This window comes from Phenylobacterium sp., assembly GCF_030680185.1.
In the GTDB taxonomy this organism is placed as follows: domain Bacteria; phylum Pseudomonadota; class Alphaproteobacteria; order Caulobacterales; family Caulobacteraceae; genus Phenylobacterium.
The window spans coordinates 14,541-30,201 of sequence record NZ_JAUXVZ010000064.1 but is presented as its reverse complement, the minus strand read 5'-3'; the positions used below and the strand labels follow the sequence as shown (position 1 = coordinate 30,201).

14 protein-coding genes and 1 tRNA gene are annotated in these 15,661 nt (G+C 70.0%); 12 read left to right on the top strand and 3 right to left on the bottom strand.

Annotated elements, in window-relative coordinates:
* Positions 1-20 precede the first annotated feature (20 nt).
* Positions 21-932 (top strand): Hsp33 family molecular chaperone, encoded by a 912-nt coding sequence (locus Q8L83_RS17765; protein WP_305289353.1) that lies wholly within the window; start codon positions 21-23, stop codon positions 930-932.
* Here Q8L83_RS17765 and metZ read toward each other — a convergent pair.
* Complete coding sequence (gene metZ / locus Q8L83_RS17760; protein WP_305289351.1) at positions 929-2,113, bottom strand: O-succinylhomoserine sulfhydrylase; 1,185 nt, start codon at positions 2,111-2,113, stop codon at positions 929-931. The two genes, Q8L83_RS17765 and metZ, sit on opposite strands and share 4 nt — an antisense overlap.
* Before the next feature lie 136 nt (positions 2,114-2,249).
* Here metZ and Q8L83_RS17755 point away from each other — a divergent pair, with 136 nt between their 5' ends.
* Positions 2,250-3,272 carry a 2'-deoxycytidine 5'-triphosphate deaminase gene (locus Q8L83_RS17755; protein ID WP_305289349.1) on the top strand — a complete coding sequence of 341 codons (1,023 nt, stop codon included), beginning with the start codon at positions 2,250-2,252 and terminating at the stop codon, positions 3,270-3,272.
* A gap of 74 nt (positions 3,273-3,346) precedes the next feature.
* Here Q8L83_RS17755 and Q8L83_RS17750 read toward each other — a convergent pair whose 3' ends face one another.
* A complete protein-coding gene (locus Q8L83_RS17750) occupies positions 3,347-3,712 on the bottom strand; it encodes a VOC family protein (protein ID WP_305289347.1) in 366 nt (121 codons plus the stop codon).
* 185 nt (positions 3,713-3,897) lie between these two features.
* On the opposite strand from Q8L83_RS17750, the gene Q8L83_RS17745 reads away from it, so the two are divergent.
* The 10 genes from Q8L83_RS17745 (at position 3,898) to Q8L83_RS17700 (ending at position 13,392) form a co-directional block, all read left to right on the top strand.
* Positions 3,898-3,971: transfer RNA gene (locus tag Q8L83_RS17745), tRNA-Gly, on the top strand.
* Between the two features lie 206 nt (positions 3,972-4,177).
* A complete protein-coding gene (locus Q8L83_RS17740; protein ID WP_305289345.1) occupies positions 4,178-4,441 on the top strand; it encodes a hypothetical protein in 264 nt (87 codons plus the stop codon).
* A gap of 128 nt (positions 4,442-4,569) precedes the next feature.
* Positions 4,570-5,289, top strand: a complete 720-nt coding sequence (locus Q8L83_RS17735) for an IclR family transcriptional regulator (RefSeq protein WP_305289343.1) — start codon at positions 4,570-4,572, stop codon at positions 5,287-5,289.
* Between the two features lie 8 nt (positions 5,290-5,297).
* Positions 5,298-6,707: an MmgE/PrpD family protein gene (locus Q8L83_RS17730; RefSeq protein WP_305289341.1), complete on the top strand. Its 1,410-nt coding sequence runs from the start codon at positions 5,298-5,300 to the stop codon at positions 6,705-6,707.
* A gap of 4 nt (positions 6,708-6,711) precedes the next feature.
* The gene (locus tag Q8L83_RS17725) at positions 6,712-8,259 is read left to right on the top strand and encodes a carboxylesterase/lipase family protein (RefSeq protein ID WP_305289339.1); all 1,548 of its coding nucleotides are present in this window, start codon (positions 6,712-6,714) and stop codon (positions 8,257-8,259) included.
* A gap of 17 nt (positions 8,260-8,276) precedes the next feature.
* Positions 8,277-9,848, top strand: coding sequence for a carboxylesterase/lipase family protein (locus Q8L83_RS17720; RefSeq protein WP_305289337.1), 1,572 nt, complete (start codon positions 8,277-8,279; stop codon positions 9,846-9,848).
* Between the two features lie 47 nt (positions 9,849-9,895).
* Positions 9,896-10,534 (top strand): pentapeptide repeat-containing protein, encoded by a 639-nt coding sequence (locus tag Q8L83_RS17715; protein ID WP_305289335.1) that lies wholly within the window; start codon positions 9,896-9,898, stop codon positions 10,532-10,534.
* An 83-nt stretch (positions 10,535-10,617) separates the two neighbouring features.
* The gene (locus Q8L83_RS17710) at positions 10,618-11,244 is read left to right on the top strand and encodes a CoA pyrophosphatase (RefSeq protein WP_305289333.1); all 627 of its coding nucleotides are present in this window, start codon (positions 10,618-10,620) and stop codon (positions 11,242-11,244) included.
* A 104-nt stretch (positions 11,245-11,348) separates the two neighbouring features.
* A complete protein-coding gene (locus Q8L83_RS17705) occupies positions 11,349-12,956 on the top strand; it encodes a leucyl aminopeptidase (RefSeq protein ID WP_305289331.1) in 1,608 nt (535 codons plus the stop codon).
* 16 nt (positions 12,957-12,972) lie between these two features.
* Entirely contained in the window at positions 12,973-13,392 is a 420-nt protein-coding gene (locus tag Q8L83_RS17700; RefSeq protein WP_305289329.1) for a hypothetical protein, read from the top strand.
* A gap of 75 nt (positions 13,393-13,467) precedes the next feature.
* Here Q8L83_RS17700 and Q8L83_RS17695 read toward each other — a convergent pair whose 3' ends face one another.
* Positions 13,468-15,618, bottom strand: coding sequence for a malate synthase G (locus Q8L83_RS17695; protein ID WP_305289327.1), 2,151 nt, complete (start codon positions 15,616-15,618; stop codon positions 13,468-13,470).
* Positions 15,619-15,661: the final 43 nt, after the last annotated feature.

Below are 15,661 nucleotides of genomic sequence, written 5' to 3'. Positions count from 1 at the left end.
CGTCCCTATATGGCCGCACCATGTCCCAGAACGCGCTTCCCATCCCCGACGACGTCGTCGGCCCCTTCCAGATCGAGGACGCCGCGGTCCGCGGCCGGCTCGTGCGGCTCGGCCCGGCCATCGATGAAATCCTGGCGGCCCACGCCTATCCCGAGCCGGTGGCCAACCTGCTCGGCGAGACCTGCGCGCTCGCCGCCCTGGTCGGCTCGGCCCTGAAGTTCGAAGGCCGGCTGATCGTCCAGGCCCAGGGCGAAGGCCCCGTGCGCTACGTGGTCGCCGACTACGACACGGCCGGCCACCTGCGCGGCTATTGCCGGTTCGATCCCGACGCCGTGGCCGAGGCCTCGCAGGGCTTTGTGCGCCCCGGAGCCCGCACCCTGCTGGGCGGCGGCGTCTTCATCATGACCGTGGACCAGGGCCCGGACATGGACCGCTACCAGGGCGTCACCGCCATCGAGGGCGAGACCCTGGCGCTGTGCGCCGAGCAGTATTTCGCCCAGTCCGAACAGACCCCGACGCGGGTGCGGCTGGCGGTCGGTCAGGCCGATGTGGGCGAGGGCCTGCGCTGGCGGGCCGGCGGCATGCTGATCCAGAACGTCGCCGAGGATCAGGCCCGCGGCTCCACCGAAGAGGCCTGGACCCGCAGCCAGGCCTTCTTCGAGACCATCGGCGAGGACGAGCTCCTCGACCCGACCATCTCGGGCCAGACCCTGCTGTTCCGCCTCTTCCATGAGGACGGGGTGCGGGTGTTCGAGGACCAGGCCCTGAGCGCGGTCTGCCGCTGTTCGGAGGAGCGCATCCGCGGCGTGCTGGCCTCGTTCGACGCGCAGGAGCGCGCCGACATGGTCGAGCCGGACGGCCGGATTCACGTCACCTGCGAGTACTGCGCCAAGACCTATCGGATGACGCCGGAGAGCCTGACCGGAGGCTAGGCCTGGTCCAGGGCCCGCTCGACGTCGCGCTGCAGGTCCTGGGCGTTCTCCAGGCCGACGCTCATCCGCACCCAGCCCTCGGTGAGGCCGATGGACTCCCGCTCTTCCGCCGGCATCGACCGGTGGGTGGTGGTGCAGGGATGGGTGGCCATGGACTTGGCGTCGCCGAGATTGTTGGAGATGTCGACGATCTCCAGGGCGTCCAGGAACCGCCAGGCGGCCTCGCGGCTGCCAAGATCGAAGGCCAGCACATTGCCGCCGCCGGTCATCTGGTTGGCGATGATGGCGGCCTGCGGGTGATCGGGCCGGCCGCAATAGACCGTCTTGCGGACCTTGGCGTGGGCGGCCACGGCGTCAGCCACATGGGCGGCGTTGTCGCTCTGGCGGCGCACCCGCAGGTCCAGCGTCTCCAGGCCTTTCAGCAGCACCCAGGCGTTGAAGGGCGATAGGGCCGGGCCGGTGTGGCGCAGGATGTCCTTATAGGCTTCGAGCATCAGTTCCTCGCCGCCCAGGATCGCCCCGCCCAGGACGCGGCCCTGGCCGTCGATATGCTTGGTGGCCGAATAGACGACGATGTCAGCGCCGAGCGCGAGCGGCTTCTGGAAGACCGGCGTGGCGAACACATTGTCGACCACCAGCCTGGCGCCGCAGGCCTTGGCGATGTCGGCGACGGCGCCGATGGGGGTGACCTCCAGCAGCGGGTTGGCCGGGCTTTCGACCAGGAAGCACCTGGTGTTGTCCCGCACGGCGGCCTTCCAGGCCTCGGGATCGACGGCGTCCACATAGGTCACCTCGACGCCAAAGCGCGGCATCCACTCCGACAGGATCCAGCGGCAGGAGCCGAACAGGGCGCGGCCGGCCACGATGTGGTCGCCGGCCCGCACCAGGCCGGTCAGGGCCACATGCACCGCCGACATACCCGACGCCGTGGCGCGGCAGAGGTCGGCGCCCTCCAGCAGGGCCAGCCGGTCCTCGAACATCTGGGTCGTGGGGTTGCCGAAGCGCTGGTAGATGAAGCCCGGCGCATCTCCGGCGAACCGGGCGTCGGCGGCGGCGGCCGTGTCGTAGGCGAAGCTCTGGGTGAGGAACAGGGCCTCGGAAATCTCGCCATAGGCCGTGCGGGCGAGGCCCCCGCGGACCAGCTTGGTCTCCAGGTTCCAGTCGCGCGGATCTTCGGCCATGGGGGCTCCTCCCGGCAGGCAAGCTCGGAGTGCGCATCAACCGCCTCAGGGCTGGCCGGTCAAGAGCCGCGGCTCCTAGGCGCAGCGCTCAGACGGCGTCTTGTCAGACTCGGGGCCAGCGGCGAGTGTCCTTGCGATGAATGACGCACAGCTTTCGCCCGGCATCCTGCCCTGCCAGGCCATCGACGCCCTGATCGCCCAGGGCGCGATCACCAGCGCCACGGCCATTGACGCCGACCAGGTCCAGCCCGCCAGCCTCGACCTGCGCCTGGGGGCGCGGGCCTGGCGGGTGCGCGCCTCCTTCCTGCCGGGGCTGGGGCGCAAGGTCGTCCAGCGTCTGGAAGACGTGGCCATGCACGAGCTCGACCTGTCCCGGGGCGCGGTGCTGGAAAAGGGCTGCGTCTATATCGCCGAGCTGCAGGAGGGCCTGGCCCTGCCGCCGGGCGTGGCCGCCCGGGCCAATCCCAAGAGCTCCACGGGGCGGGTGGACGTCTTCGTGCGTCTGCTGACCGACCATGGGGCGGCCTTCGACGACGTGGCCGAGGGCTATGGCGGGCCGATCTATATGGAGATCGCGCCGCAGACCTTTTCCATCCTGGTGCGCGCGGGCACGCGGCTGAACCAGCTGCGCCTCAAGCGCGGCGCGCCGCCCAAGCTCGATTTGCGCAGCGTCGGCGTCGACCTGACCGAAGGCGTGGCCGGCTTCCGGGCGCGGCGCCACGCCGGCGTCATCGACATGGACAAGGAAGACGGCCACGACCCGCGGGACTTCTGGGAGCCCCTGGTCCCGCGCCATGGTGAGCTGCTGCTCGATCCCGGCGAATTCTACATCCTGGCCTCAAAGGAGGCCGTGGAGATCCCGGTGCTGCAGGCCGCCGAGATGACGCCCATCGACCCCTCGGTGGGGGAGTTCCGCGTGCACTATGCCGGCTTCTTCGACCCCGGCTTCGGCACCGAGGAGGCCGGCGGTCACGGCTCGCGCGGGGTGCTGGAGGTGCGCAGCCACGAGACGCCCTTCCTGCTGGAGGACGGCCAGACCGTGGCGCGCCTGGTCTATGAGCCGCTCACCGAAAAGCCCGATCGGCTCTATGGCGAGGGCGGATCCCACTATCAGCGCCAGGGGCTGAAGCTGTCGAAACACTTCCGCCCCTGGGGCTGATCGCCGGCGCTCTAGATTCTAAGTCTTGAGCGCGTTTCGTCCCGATAACCGGTTCCCGCTTATCGGAACGCGCTCTAGCCCATCTTGAAGATGCAGAGCTTGTTGCCGTCCAGGTCGCGGAAATAGGCGCCGTAGAAGTTCGGAATGCGGATGCCCGGCGCGCCCTCGTCGGCCGCCCCGGTCTTCAGGGCGAGCGCATGGATTTCGTCCACCATCTCCCGGGACGGGGCGGCGAGCGCCACCATGGTCCCGTTGCCGGCGCTCGGCGCCTCGCCGTCATAGGGCGCGCAGACGCTGAGCATGGGCCCCGCGCCATTGGAATAGCCCTGCATCCGGTCGCTGCCGAAGGCCGGCTTGGCGCCCAGGGGCGCGAGAACGGTTGCGTAGAAGCTCTTGGCGCGCTCCAGGTCGCTGACGCCCAAGGTCACATAGCCGATCATGGTGAGGTCCTCCCGATCTCTCGTTATGGCGCAGAACCTACCGCGGCTGACGGGCGGGGAAGCAAGCTGCTTCTCAGGCGGGGGGCGGCGCCCCGCCAGGGGATCAAACGCGCCGGCGGCCTGTCTGCGCAAGGGACCCCTTTCGCCTTGCGAGGCTCAGGACCCTATGCCAGAACCGCCAGCGCGCGGATGTAGCTCAATGGTAGAGCAGGAGCTTCCCAAGCTCACGACGAGGGTTCGATTCCCTTCATCCGCTCCACTTCGCAGATCGGGTAGATCGTTCCAGACGACGTCCATCGCGGAGCTTCATGGCTCAATGCTGGCGGTCGTTCGCTCGGCCTGACCCAACCGCGCGGCATCGAACGCAGGCGTGCGCTTATGAGCTAGCGCTGCCTAGGCTTGGGGTTGGTCTTCGCCAAACGGTGGCTCGGCTCACCGATTAGGGTGACAGTCAGCGGCGGGTTCATGGAGTTTGACTTCGACACCTTGTTCAGAGCTGCGCTGGTCGTTGTTGGGCTCCTGGCGTTCATTGTGGCCCGGAGACGGAAGTCTCCGGCGAGCGCCGTCTACACGATCCAGGTTGGCGATCTGACCCACGAAGTCGCCTACGTGGTGCGCGGCGGCCAGATCCACGTCACCAGCGACGGGCGGCGCGCCAGTGCGCCGCCGCGCGCGGGGTTGTCGATCCCTATCGAGGGGATAGTCCCGTCACACCCTGGGGCCGCGTGATCGAACAAGGCGACGCCTGAAGCCCGCTCCAAGTCTTTGTTCCGCCAGGCGGAATTGCGTGCTGAACAATAGAATTGCCTTTTCGCCGATGCTAGCGTCGCCCCATCAGACCGGGAGGCAGGCGCAGCGTGGACAGGGCGGTATCCCGTAGCTTTCAGATTCTGGAGACCCTGGCGCGGGCGTCGGGGCCGGTGCGGCTGTCGGCGGTGGCGGCGCAAACCGGACTGCAGAAGAGCACCGTCCACCGCATCCTCGGCACGCTTTGCGAGCTCGGCTACGCCCAGCAGGAGGAGTCCGGCCTCTATGCGGCCAGCCTGAAGACCTGGGAGCTGGGCGCCGGGGTCATCGCCGACCTGCCCATCAAGCGGGTGGCCTCTGGATATCTGCAGAACCTGCACCGTGACACCGGCGAGACGGTGAACCTGACTGTGCTGGTCGGCGACGACGTGCTCTATCTCGACAAGATCGTCGCCCCGCGGCCGGTGCGCTTCAGCACCCGGGTGGGCAGCCGCGTGTCCGCCCCCCTGACTTCGGGCGGCAAGGCCATGCTGGCCCGGCTGATCGACGCGCCCGAGCGGCTGGCGCGCATCGCCGCCCAGCGCACCCTGGATGTCGACGCCCTGCTGGGGGAGTTCGAAGAGATCCGCGCCCGCGGCTATGCGGTCTCCGGCTACAGCCCCGGCGTGGTCAGCACCGGCGCTGCGGTCATCGGGCCGGGCCATGCGCCGATCGCCGCTCTGTCGGTCTCGGCCCCGCGGGAGCGGCTGGACGAGGCCAAATCGAAGGCGATCGCCGAGGCGGTCCTCGAAACCTGCGCCCGCATGGCTGAGGCGGTGGCCAGACCATGAGCCAGACCATGACCGATGTCGTCCAGGTCACCCCGGCCCTGGCGGCCTTCATCGCCAGCGGCCGGGACCGCGCGCCTGCGCCAGAGCACGCCGAACTGGCGCGCCGCCACATCCTCGACACCCTGGCTTCCATCGTCGCCTGTCGCGACCTGGAGCCGGCGGTTCTGGCCCGAAACTACGCCCGGTCCCTGAGTGGCGGCGAGGGGCCGAGCGCGGTCACCATCCTCGGGACGCATGACCGCGCGGGCCTGGTGGACGCCGTCTTCGCCGGCGCCATGACCGGCCATGGGGCGGAGATCAACGACTTCATCCCCTCGGCCTTCGTGCAGCCGGGGCCGGCTGTGGTGTCCGTCGCCCTGGCGCTGGCCCAGGCGCGGGGGCTGTCGGGGGCCGAGGTCCTGCGGGCGGTGATCATCGGCTATGAACTGGCCGGGCGGACGCCCAAGGCCCTGGGCGTCGACAATCTGCGCCGGGCGGGCGTGGCCAATCACGGGATCGGGCCGTTGTTTGGCGCCGCCGCGACCGCCGCCTGCCTCCTGGGACTGTCAGAGGACGAGGTCGCCCACGTGCTGACCTATTGCGCTCAGCAAGCCTCAGGCTCGTGGCAGTGGCTGCTGGACGTGGAGCATATCGAAAAGGCCTTCGTCTTCGCCGGCATGGGCGCCCGGGACGGCCTGCACGCCGCCCTGATGGCGGAGGCCGGCTTCCGCGGCGTCCGCGACAGCCTGGACCATCCGTCGGGCTGGATGCGCGCTTCGATCTTCGCCGGCGGCGACGCCGACCGGGCCTATCTGGTCGAAGATCTGGGCGTGCGCTCGGAGCTGCCGCTGACCGCGTACAAGCGCTATCCCGTGGGCGGGCCGACCCAGCCGGCGGTCGAGGCGCTGCTGGCGCTGCGCGCCCGTATCGGGACGGCCGAGGTCGCTTCGGTCTTGGTCGAAATGCCCGGGCGCTGGCAGGCCTTCCGCGACGCGGCCATGCCGGCCCTCAACCTGCGCTATCTGGCGGCGATCATCCTGCTGGACGGCCGGCTGGATTTCGTCTCGGCCCAGTCGCTTGAGCGTATGGGCGGCGACGTCGCTGTCCACGACCTGATGGCCAGGGTGGAGATCCGCCACGACCCGGCCCAGGAGGCCGCGCCGGGCCAGCCGCGGACGGAGTCGGCCAGGGTCGCGATCACCTGCACAGATGGCCGCTGCGAAACCGCCTACGTGCCGCACGTCCTGGGCTTCCCCTCTCACCCCATGGGCAAGGGCGACGTGGTCGCCAAGGCCCTGGAGCTGATGACGCCGGCCCTGGGCGCAGCGCGGGCCCAGGCGGTGGTGGATGCGGTCGACAGGCTCGACGACCTGCCCCACGCCGCGGCCCTCATCGACCTGATTGCGCGCCCAGACCCGAACCCAGAAGACAAGAGGTGACCTGATGCCCTCCACCACAGACGCCTCGGCTGAGGCGCAGACCGACACCCCGATCGTCGAAACCGCCCAGGGCAAGGTGCGGGGCCGCCGGGCCAATGGCGTCAGCGTGTTCAAGGGCTTGCGCTATGGCGCGCCCACCGGCGGCGCCAACCGCTTCCGTCCGCCCCAGCCGGTGGAGCCCTGGGCTGGCGTCCAGGACGCCTTCGAGTATGGCCACCAGTCGCCGCAGATGCGCAGCATGCTGGCCGACAAGGGGCCGATGAGCGAGGACTGCCTGCGGCTCAACATCTGGACGCCCAACACGGACGGCGCCGGCCGGCCGGTGATGCTCTGGTTCCATGGCGGCGGTTTCGAGGCCGGCTCCGGCTCGCAGAAGGTCTATGACGGGACCCGGCTGGCCCTGCGCGGCGATGTGGTGGTCGTCGGCCTCAACCACCGCCTGAATGTCTTCGGCCACTGTTTCCTGGGCGAGCGGCTGGGCCCCGACTACGCGGCGGCTGGCAATGTGGGCTATCTCGACCTGATCGCCGCCATGCGCTGGGTGCGGGACAATATCGCCGCCTTCGGCGGGGCGCCCGACAACGTCACCATCTTCGGCCAGTCCGGCGGCGGCCGGAAGGTCAGCCTCTGCTATGCCGGCCACGACGCCGCGGGCCTGTTCAATCGTGGCATCGTCCAGAGCGGATCGCACCTGCGCATCCAGTCGCCGGAACATGCAGCCTCGCTGACCGACGCCCTGCTCAAGGTCCTGGACATTCCCCCGAACCAGGCTGACCGGCTGCTGGACGCCTCGGTGGACGCGCTCAGCGCGGCCCAGATCAAGGTGATGCGCGAGACCCGCTCGCGCTTCTCGCCTGTGCTCGACGGCCTGACCTTTGAGGCCCACCCCTTTCTGCCCGAGGCTCCGGCCCGGTCCAATCATCTGCCGATGATGGTCGGCACGACGCGGACCGAGCTCTCCAACCAGCTGAGCTATCAGGAGGGCGTCTTCGAGATGGACGAGGCCGAGATGAAGCGCCGCCTGGCCAAGTTCATCCCCGCCGAGGACGTGGAAGAGGCGGTGACGGTGTTCCGCGCGGGCAACCCAGACGCCCCGCCGAGCGAGGTCTATTTCACCATCACCTCGGCCCGTGGCTACGTGCTGGATCAGACGATCATGGCCGAGCAGCGGGTACGGGCGGGCGCCGCGCCGACCTGGGTCTATCAGCTGACCTGGCGCTCGCCGGCCGAGGAGGGGCGCAAGATCAGCCAGCACACTCTGGACCTGCCCTTCATGTTCGACAATGTCGCCTATGCCACGCACCTGACCGGCCCGGAGAGCGACGAGACCCGCGCCATGGCCCAGGCCATGGCCGAAAGCTGGATCAGCTTCGCCCGCACTGGCGACCCCAACAACGCCGCCATCCCCGACTGGCCGGCCTACGACCTCGCCGAGCGGCCGGTGATGCTGTTCGAGGTTCCGCCGCGTCTGGCCCACGACCCCCATGCCGAGGAGCGCAAGCTCATGGCCCGCTACGAGACCCAGCAGATGGGTCGGACCCTGCACCGCTGAACGCCCGAGGACCCGTCATGAGCAACGAGACCGAAATGACCGAGACCGAGGCGATGTTCGCCGCTGTCCGCAAGGCCGAGGCCCGGCAGTTCCCCATCGTCGAGACCACCGAGGGCAAGGTGCGGGGTCTGTCCTCGGGCCGCATCGCCAGCTTCAAGGGCCTGCGCTACGCCGCCGACACCTCGGGCGCCAACCGCTTCCGCCCGCCGCAGCCGCTGGAGCCCTGGGCCGGCGTGCGCGACGCCCTCGACTATGGCCAGATCGCCCCGCAGATCCCCGGCGACCGGCGCCACGCCTATGCCGACCTGATCCTCAACGACGTGCAGCCGGGCGGCATGGGCGAGGACTGCCTGGTCCTCAATCTGTGGACGCCCGATCCCAGCCGGCGGACCAAGCGCCCGGTCCTGGTGCGCTTCCACGGGGGCGGCTTCTACGGCGGCTCCAGCAATGGCCCCGGTGGCGACGGCGAGATGCTGGCTCGGTTCGGCGACTGCGTGGTGATCACGGTCAATCACCGGCTGAGCGCGCTGGGCTATCTCTATCTGGGCGATGAGGGCGAGTTCGCCGACTCCGGCGCGGCCGGGGTCCAGGATCTGGTGGCGGCGCTCCAATGGGTGGCGCGCAATGTCGAAGCCTTTGGCGGCGATCCCAGCCGGGTGCTGATCTTCGGCCAGTCCGGCGGCGGGGCCAAGGTCAGCCACCTGCTGGGCATGCCCTCGGCCAGGGGGCTGTTCTCCAGCGCCGGGGTGATGAGCGGCTCCAGCCTGGTCGCCATGCGGCGGGACGATGCGGCCACGGTCGCCGCCCAGCTTCTGCAGCGCCTGGGCCTGAAGGCCAGCCAGATCCGCGAACTGCAGGCCGTGCCCTACCAGACCCTGCTGGCGGCGCAGGCCGACGTAGAGGCCGCCGAACGGTCCCGCGGCGAGGCGCCGAGATCGTTCTCCCCGGTGCTCGGCGAGGCGATCCCGCACCATCCCTTCACCCCGGGCGCGCCGCAGGAGTCCCTCGACATCCCGCTGATCGTCTCCACCGCCCTGGATGAGCGGACCTATCGCGAGGTCAAGTTCGACATGGGTTGGGACGAGGTGCTGGAGCGGTTCCGTCGCCGGGTGGGCGAGGAGGCCGAGATGCTGCTGACCGCCTATCGCGATGAGGATCCGGCGGCGACGCCCTTCGTCATCAGCGCCCGGATGGCCAGCGACACCACGTTCCGGCTGGGCGCCTCCACCATGCTGGAGCGCCGGCTGGCGGCGGGCGGCGCGAAGTCTTGGGCCTACCTCTGGGCGAGCCCCAGCCCGGCCTATGGCGGCCGCTATGGCGCCGTCCACGGGATCGACGTCCCCTACGCCATGTACGACATCCGCTCGCCCCTGGCAGGGCCCACGGCGGACAACCAGCGGCTGGCCGGAGAGATCGCTTCGGCCTGGGTGGCCCTGGCCGCGACGGGAGATCCCAACAACGATGTGACGCCGGCCTGGGACGCCTATGACCTGGAGGCCCGCACGACCCTGGTGTTCGGCGCGCCCACGGAGGCCGTGTCGGACCCCCGCAAGTTCTTCCGCGAATACTGGTCCTCGCGGCGCGGCTGAGCCTCGGCCGCCTTGCCTTGAGGCCCGGCGGTGACTAGCCAGGGGCGATGTTCCAGCCTGCCGATCTTTTCGAGCCGCCCGCGCCGCCGGCCGTGGCGGATCGGGCGGCCGTCACGGCGGTGGTGGCCGCCCATGGCGCCAGCCGTTTCATCGGCTGGGATCTGACCGGCGCCGATCTCTCCGATCTGGAGCTCGCCGGCTGCGCCTTTGTCCGCTGCCGCGCCGGGCGGGTCGATTTCGGGTCCGCCGACCTGACCGAAGCCCAGTTCCTGGGCTGCGATCTCAACAACACCCGCTGGCGCGGGGCGCGGCTGGCGGCGGCGCGCCTGGCCGACTGCAAGCTCACCGGCGCGCAGTTTCAGGAGGTTTCGGCCCTGGGCTTGCGGTTCGAGCGCTGCCTGTTGGTCAACGCCTATCTCCGCGGCGTCAGCTTCCGAAAGGCCGAGCTCGACGCGCTTGATCTCCAGGGCGCCGACCTCGCCGGATGCGACTTTCGCGAGGCGGTCCTGCTGGCCTGCAATCTCCGCGACGCCAATCTTGTCGACGCCCGATTCGAAGCCGCCGATCTGCGCGGCGCCGATCTCGGCGACCTGCGGCTCTCCGACGCTGGGCGTTTCCGCGGCGCCTTCATTTCCAAGGCCCAGGCGGCGCAACTCCTGATCGGGCTTGGCCTCAAGGTGGTCTGAGCCTCGGCCGCCGTCCAACCAGCCCAGGCGGCGGCGTCGGATCGGGGTTCACGCCCCGCGCGTCGTAGCGTAGCTGATGAGGCATGAGCCACCCGTTCGCCGCCCCGTTCCGCGAGACCCTGACCCGCGCCTGCCAGGCTTTTCCGCGAATCGCCTATGCCGGCGCCGATCTGAAGCGGGCGGCCGTGGCCATGACCCTGGTGGAGGCCGATGACGGCTCGGGCGAAACCGCCTTTCTGTTGACCAAGCGGGCGGCCGCCATGCGCGTTCACGCGGGCCAATGGGCCTTGCCCGGCGGGCGCTGCGACCCCGGCGAGACCCTGGAGCAGGCGGCGCTGCGGGAGCTGGAGGAAGAGTTGGGCGTGTGTCTTCCGGCCTCCGAAATCCTGGGGGTCCTGGACGACTATCCCACGCGGTCGGGCTATGTGATCAGCCCGGTGGTGGCCTGGCTGGAGGGCGCCTGCGAGATGCGTCCGAACCCGGCCGAAGTGGCCTCGGCCCACCGGATTCGCCTGGACCATATCGGCGACGAGACGGCTGTCGCGTTTGAGACCATACCGGAAAGCCCCAAGCGGGTGATCCGCCTGCGGATCGGTGACCAGCACATGCATGCGCCCACCGCCGCCCTGGTCTACCAGCTGCGTGAACTGGTCGCCGGCCGCGTCACCCGGGTCGCCGATCTCGACCAGCCGGTCTTCGCCTGGCGCTGAGGCGCCGGACTTGCGGCGGGAGAGCTTTGCCCTTTGACTGGCGGCCAAGCCTTGATCCCTGGTCCGCCGCGGCGTCGTCGCCCGACCTTTCTCTGGAGCCCTGCATGCCCCATTCCCGCTTTTTTGCCTGCGCCGCCGCCTGCGTTCTGGCGCTTGCCGCGCCGACGTTCGCCGAGGCCCAGGGCGGGGGATCGACGGCGGCGGCCAGCCGGGGCGTCGCGGTCAAGCCCGTATGGCGCGCCGTCAGCTTCACCACCGAGGCGCCTGCGGCGGGCGGCCTTCTGGTCCTGCCCCTGAGCCGCGAAGCTGACCTCGCCACCCGGGGCGCGAGCCTGACGGAGGCTGAGCGCGCGGCGGTGGCCCGGGCGCTGAGCACGGCCAACTTCTCCTACGACGCCCGTAAGACCCTGATCCTGCGCGGTCTCGGCGCCTGGGACTTGATCCTGGTGGTCGGCCTGGGCGAGGCGCCCCTGGCCAAGACCTATCAGTCCGCCGGCGCTGTGGCCGGGCGCGCGCTGATGGACGAGGCTGGCGCGGTGACCGTGCTGGCCGGCGGCCTGCCGGCCGAGGCGGCGTCGGAGTTCGCCATCGGTCTGGGGCTGGGCGACTATCGCTCCGACCTCCACCAGGCCAAGGCCCGGGCGCGCGGGACGCCTGCGGCCGTCACCCTCGTGAGCGAGGCCGCCGCGGCGGCCGAGGCGCAGTATCGGCCCCGGGGAGAGGCGATTGTCTCGGCCATGGCCTGGGCGCGCGACGTCTCCAATGAGCCGGCCAATATCGTCTATCCCGAGGTCTTCGTCGCCCGGGCTCAGGCGGCGCTGGCCGGCGTGCCCGGCGTCTCGATCGAGGTGCTGGACGTGCCGGCTATGCAGCGGCTGGGCATGGGCGCGCTGCTCGGGGTCGGCCAGGGCTCGGCGCGCCCGCCACGGATGCTGATCGTGCGCTACCGGGGCGCCGGCGCGCCGGCCGAGCCGGTGGTGCTGGCCGGCAAGGGCATCACCTTCGATACCGGCGGCATCTCCATCAAGCCCAACCTGAACATGGGCAATATGAAGATGGACATGTCCGGCGCCGCCAGCGTCACCGGCGCGGTGATCGCCCTGGCCAAGGGCCGGGCGCCGGTCAATGTCGTCGCCGTGGCGGCCCTGGCCGAGAACATGCCGGACGGCCGCGCCATACGCCCGGCCGACGTCCTGACGGCGATGAATGGCAAGACCATCGAGATCGTCTCCACCGACGCCGAAGGCCGCCTGGTGCTGGCCGACGCCCTGTCCTGGATCGACGCCAACCTGCAGCCGGCCGCCGTGGTCGATGTGGCCACCTTGACCGGCGCGGTGCGGACGGCGCTCGGCGATGATTATGCGGGCCTGTTCAGTCGCCACGACGCCCTGGCCGCCCAGCTCGAGGCGGCCGGGGAGGCGGTGGACGAGCCCCTTTGGCGGCTCCCTCTGCACCCCAGCTACGGGTCCGACATCAGCTCCACCATCGCCGATCTCAGGAACGGCGGCGGCGAGGGGGCCGGAGCCGGCACGGGCGCGCACTTCATCGGCGAGTTCATCGATCCTGAGATCCCCTGGGCGCATCTGGACATCGCCGGCATGGCCTACGGGGCGGCCAATGAGGTCAAACCTGCAGGGTCGGCCGGCTTCACCGTGCGCCTGCTGGAACGGTTCGTGCGGGACTTCCAGCCTCTCGCCAGCCCTGAAACCTGATCGGAAGACCCTAACGATGCGTCCTCTCTTGCCCACCCTAGCCCTTGTCCTGCTGCTGGCCGCCTGCTCCCCCGGGGAAGAGGCTCAGCCGCGTCCAGCGTCGGCCCCGTCCGCAGACCCAGGGGCCCCTGCGATCTCCATCACCGCGCCGCCCGCCTTCCAGGGGGAATGGAACGCCGACCTGGCGGCCTGTGGCGGAGGTGGCGACGAGTCGCGCCTGACCATTGGTGCCGACACGATCGGCTTCTACGAGAGCCAGGGTCAGATCAGCGCCACCCGCCTTCAGGGCGAGGGCCGCTTGGCCGTCGAGGCCATGATGAGCGGCGAGGGCGAGACCTGGGTCGACAGTCGGGTGTTCCAGATCTCCGAGGACGGCCAGACCCTGACCGATGTGACCGAGGGCTCGACGGGCATGGTGCGTCGCCGCTGCCCGTAGGGGGCGTCGCCGCCCCGCACCGGATTTGGCTGTAAGCCTGGTCAAATCCCGCCCCCGCAGGGGCGGGACGCTCGATCAGGCGCCGGCGGCCTGGGCCTTACGCTGGCGACGGCGGCGGGTGAGGATGTGCTCGGTATAGCCGTTGGGCTGGGTGCGGCCCTCGAACACCAGCTCCAGGGCCGCCTGATAGGCGACGCTGGCCTCGAGATCGGGGCTCATCGGCTGATAGAGCGCGTCGCCGGCGTTCTGGCCGTCGACCACCTTGGCCATGCGGGCGAAGGTCTCGCGCACCTGGGCCTCGGTGCAGACCCCATGATGCAGCCAGTTGGCGATGTGCTGGCTGGAGATGCGCAGGGTCGCCCGGTCTTCCATCAGCCCGACATCGTGGATGTCCGGAACCTTGGAGCAGCCGACGCCCTGGTCGATCCAGCGGACCACATAGCCGAGGATGCCCTGGACGTTGTTGTCCAGTTCCTGCGCCACATCGGCGGCGTTCCAGTTGGACTTGGCGAGCGGCAGGGTGAGCAGATCCTCGAGGCCCGTGGGCTCGGTTGAGTCCATCGAGGCCTGCAGGGCGGCCACGTCCACCTGATGGTAGTGCAGGGCGTGCAGCACCGCGGCGGTGGGCGAGGGGACCCAGGCGGTGTTGGCGCCGGCCTTGGGGTGGCCGATCTTGGCCGCCAGCATGTCCTTCATCATGTCGGGGGCGGCCCACATGCCCTTGCCGATCTGGGCGCGGCCGGGGAAGCCGGTGGCCAGGCCGATCTCGACATTGCGCTTCTCATAGGCCGGCAGCCAGGGCTCGGCCTTCATGGCGTCCTTGCGGACCATGGGGCCGGCTTCCATGGCGGTGTGGATCTCGTCGCCGGTGCGGTCGAGGAAGCCGGTGTTGATGAAGACGATCCGCTCGCGGGCGGCATAGATGCAGGCCTTGAGGTTGGCGCTGGTGCGGCGCTCCTCGTCCATGACGCCGATCTTGACGGTGTTGCGGGCGATGCCCAGGGCGTCCTCGACCAGGTCGAACAGGCGGACAGCCAGGGCCACCTCGTCGGGGCCGTGCATCTTGGGCTTCACCACATAGATGGAGCCGGCCGGGCTGTTGGCCTTCTTGCCCTTCAGGTCGTGCAGGGCCGCGGCCACGGTGATCAGGGCGTCGACGGCGGTTTCATAGGCGTCCTGGCCATTGAAGCGCACCGCGTCGGTGGTCATGTGGTGGCCGACATTGCGCACCAGCAGCAGGCTGCGGCCGCGCAGGGTCAGGTCGGAGCCGTCCGGGGCGGCATAGACCCGGTCGGGCTCCAGCCGGCGGGTCTCGGTGCGGCCGCCCTTGGGGAAGCTCGCCTCCAGGTCACCGCGCATCAGGCCCAGCCAGTTGCGATAGACGCCCGTCTTGTCCTCGGCGTCCACGGCGGCGACGGAGTCCTCGCAGTCCTGGATGGCGGTCAGGGCGGCTTCCACCAGCACGTCGGCGACGCCGGCAGGATCGTCCTTGCCGATATTGCTCGACCGATCGACCAGGATTTCCAGGTGCAGACCGTTGTGGCGCAGCAGCACGCCCTCGGGGGCGTCCTTGGCCCCGCGCCAGCCGGCCAGCTGACCGTCGGTGGCGAGCCTGGCTTCGGTCCCGTCCTTCAGGCTGACCACCAGGTCGTGGCCCTTGATGGCGTAGCCGACGGCGTCGGCGTGCGAGCCGCTCGACAGGGGGGCCAACTGGTCCAGCAGTTGGCGGGCATAGGCGATGACCTTGCCGCCGCGCTCGGGATCATAGCCCTTGCCGCCGGTCGGGGGGTCCAGGGCGTCGGTGCCGTAGAGGGCGTCATAGAGGCTGCCCCAGCGGGCGTTGGCGGCGTTCAGCGCATAGCGGGCGTTCGACACCGGCACCACGAGCTGCGGGCCGGCGAGGCGCGCGATCTCGGGATCGACGTTCTGGGTGTCGATCTTGAAGGCCGGCGGGGCGGGCAGCAGGTAGCCGATGTCGCGCAGGAAGGCGGTCTGCTCGGAAATGCTGACATCCTTGCCCCGGCGCTCGCGCCACCAGGCGTCGATGGTCGTCTGCAGCTCATCCCGGCGCTTGAGCAGCTCGGCGTTGCGCGGGGTGAAGTCGGCCAGCACGCTCTCCAGCGCCGCCCAGAAGGCTTTCGGCTCTACGCCCGTGCCCGGCAGCAGCTCGCCTTCGACAAAGGCGTGCAGAAGATCGTCGACCGAAAGGGTGTTGCTGATGTCCATGCGCGTAACCGGGCTCTCGATAAGGCGTTCTCGACGCCGCCAC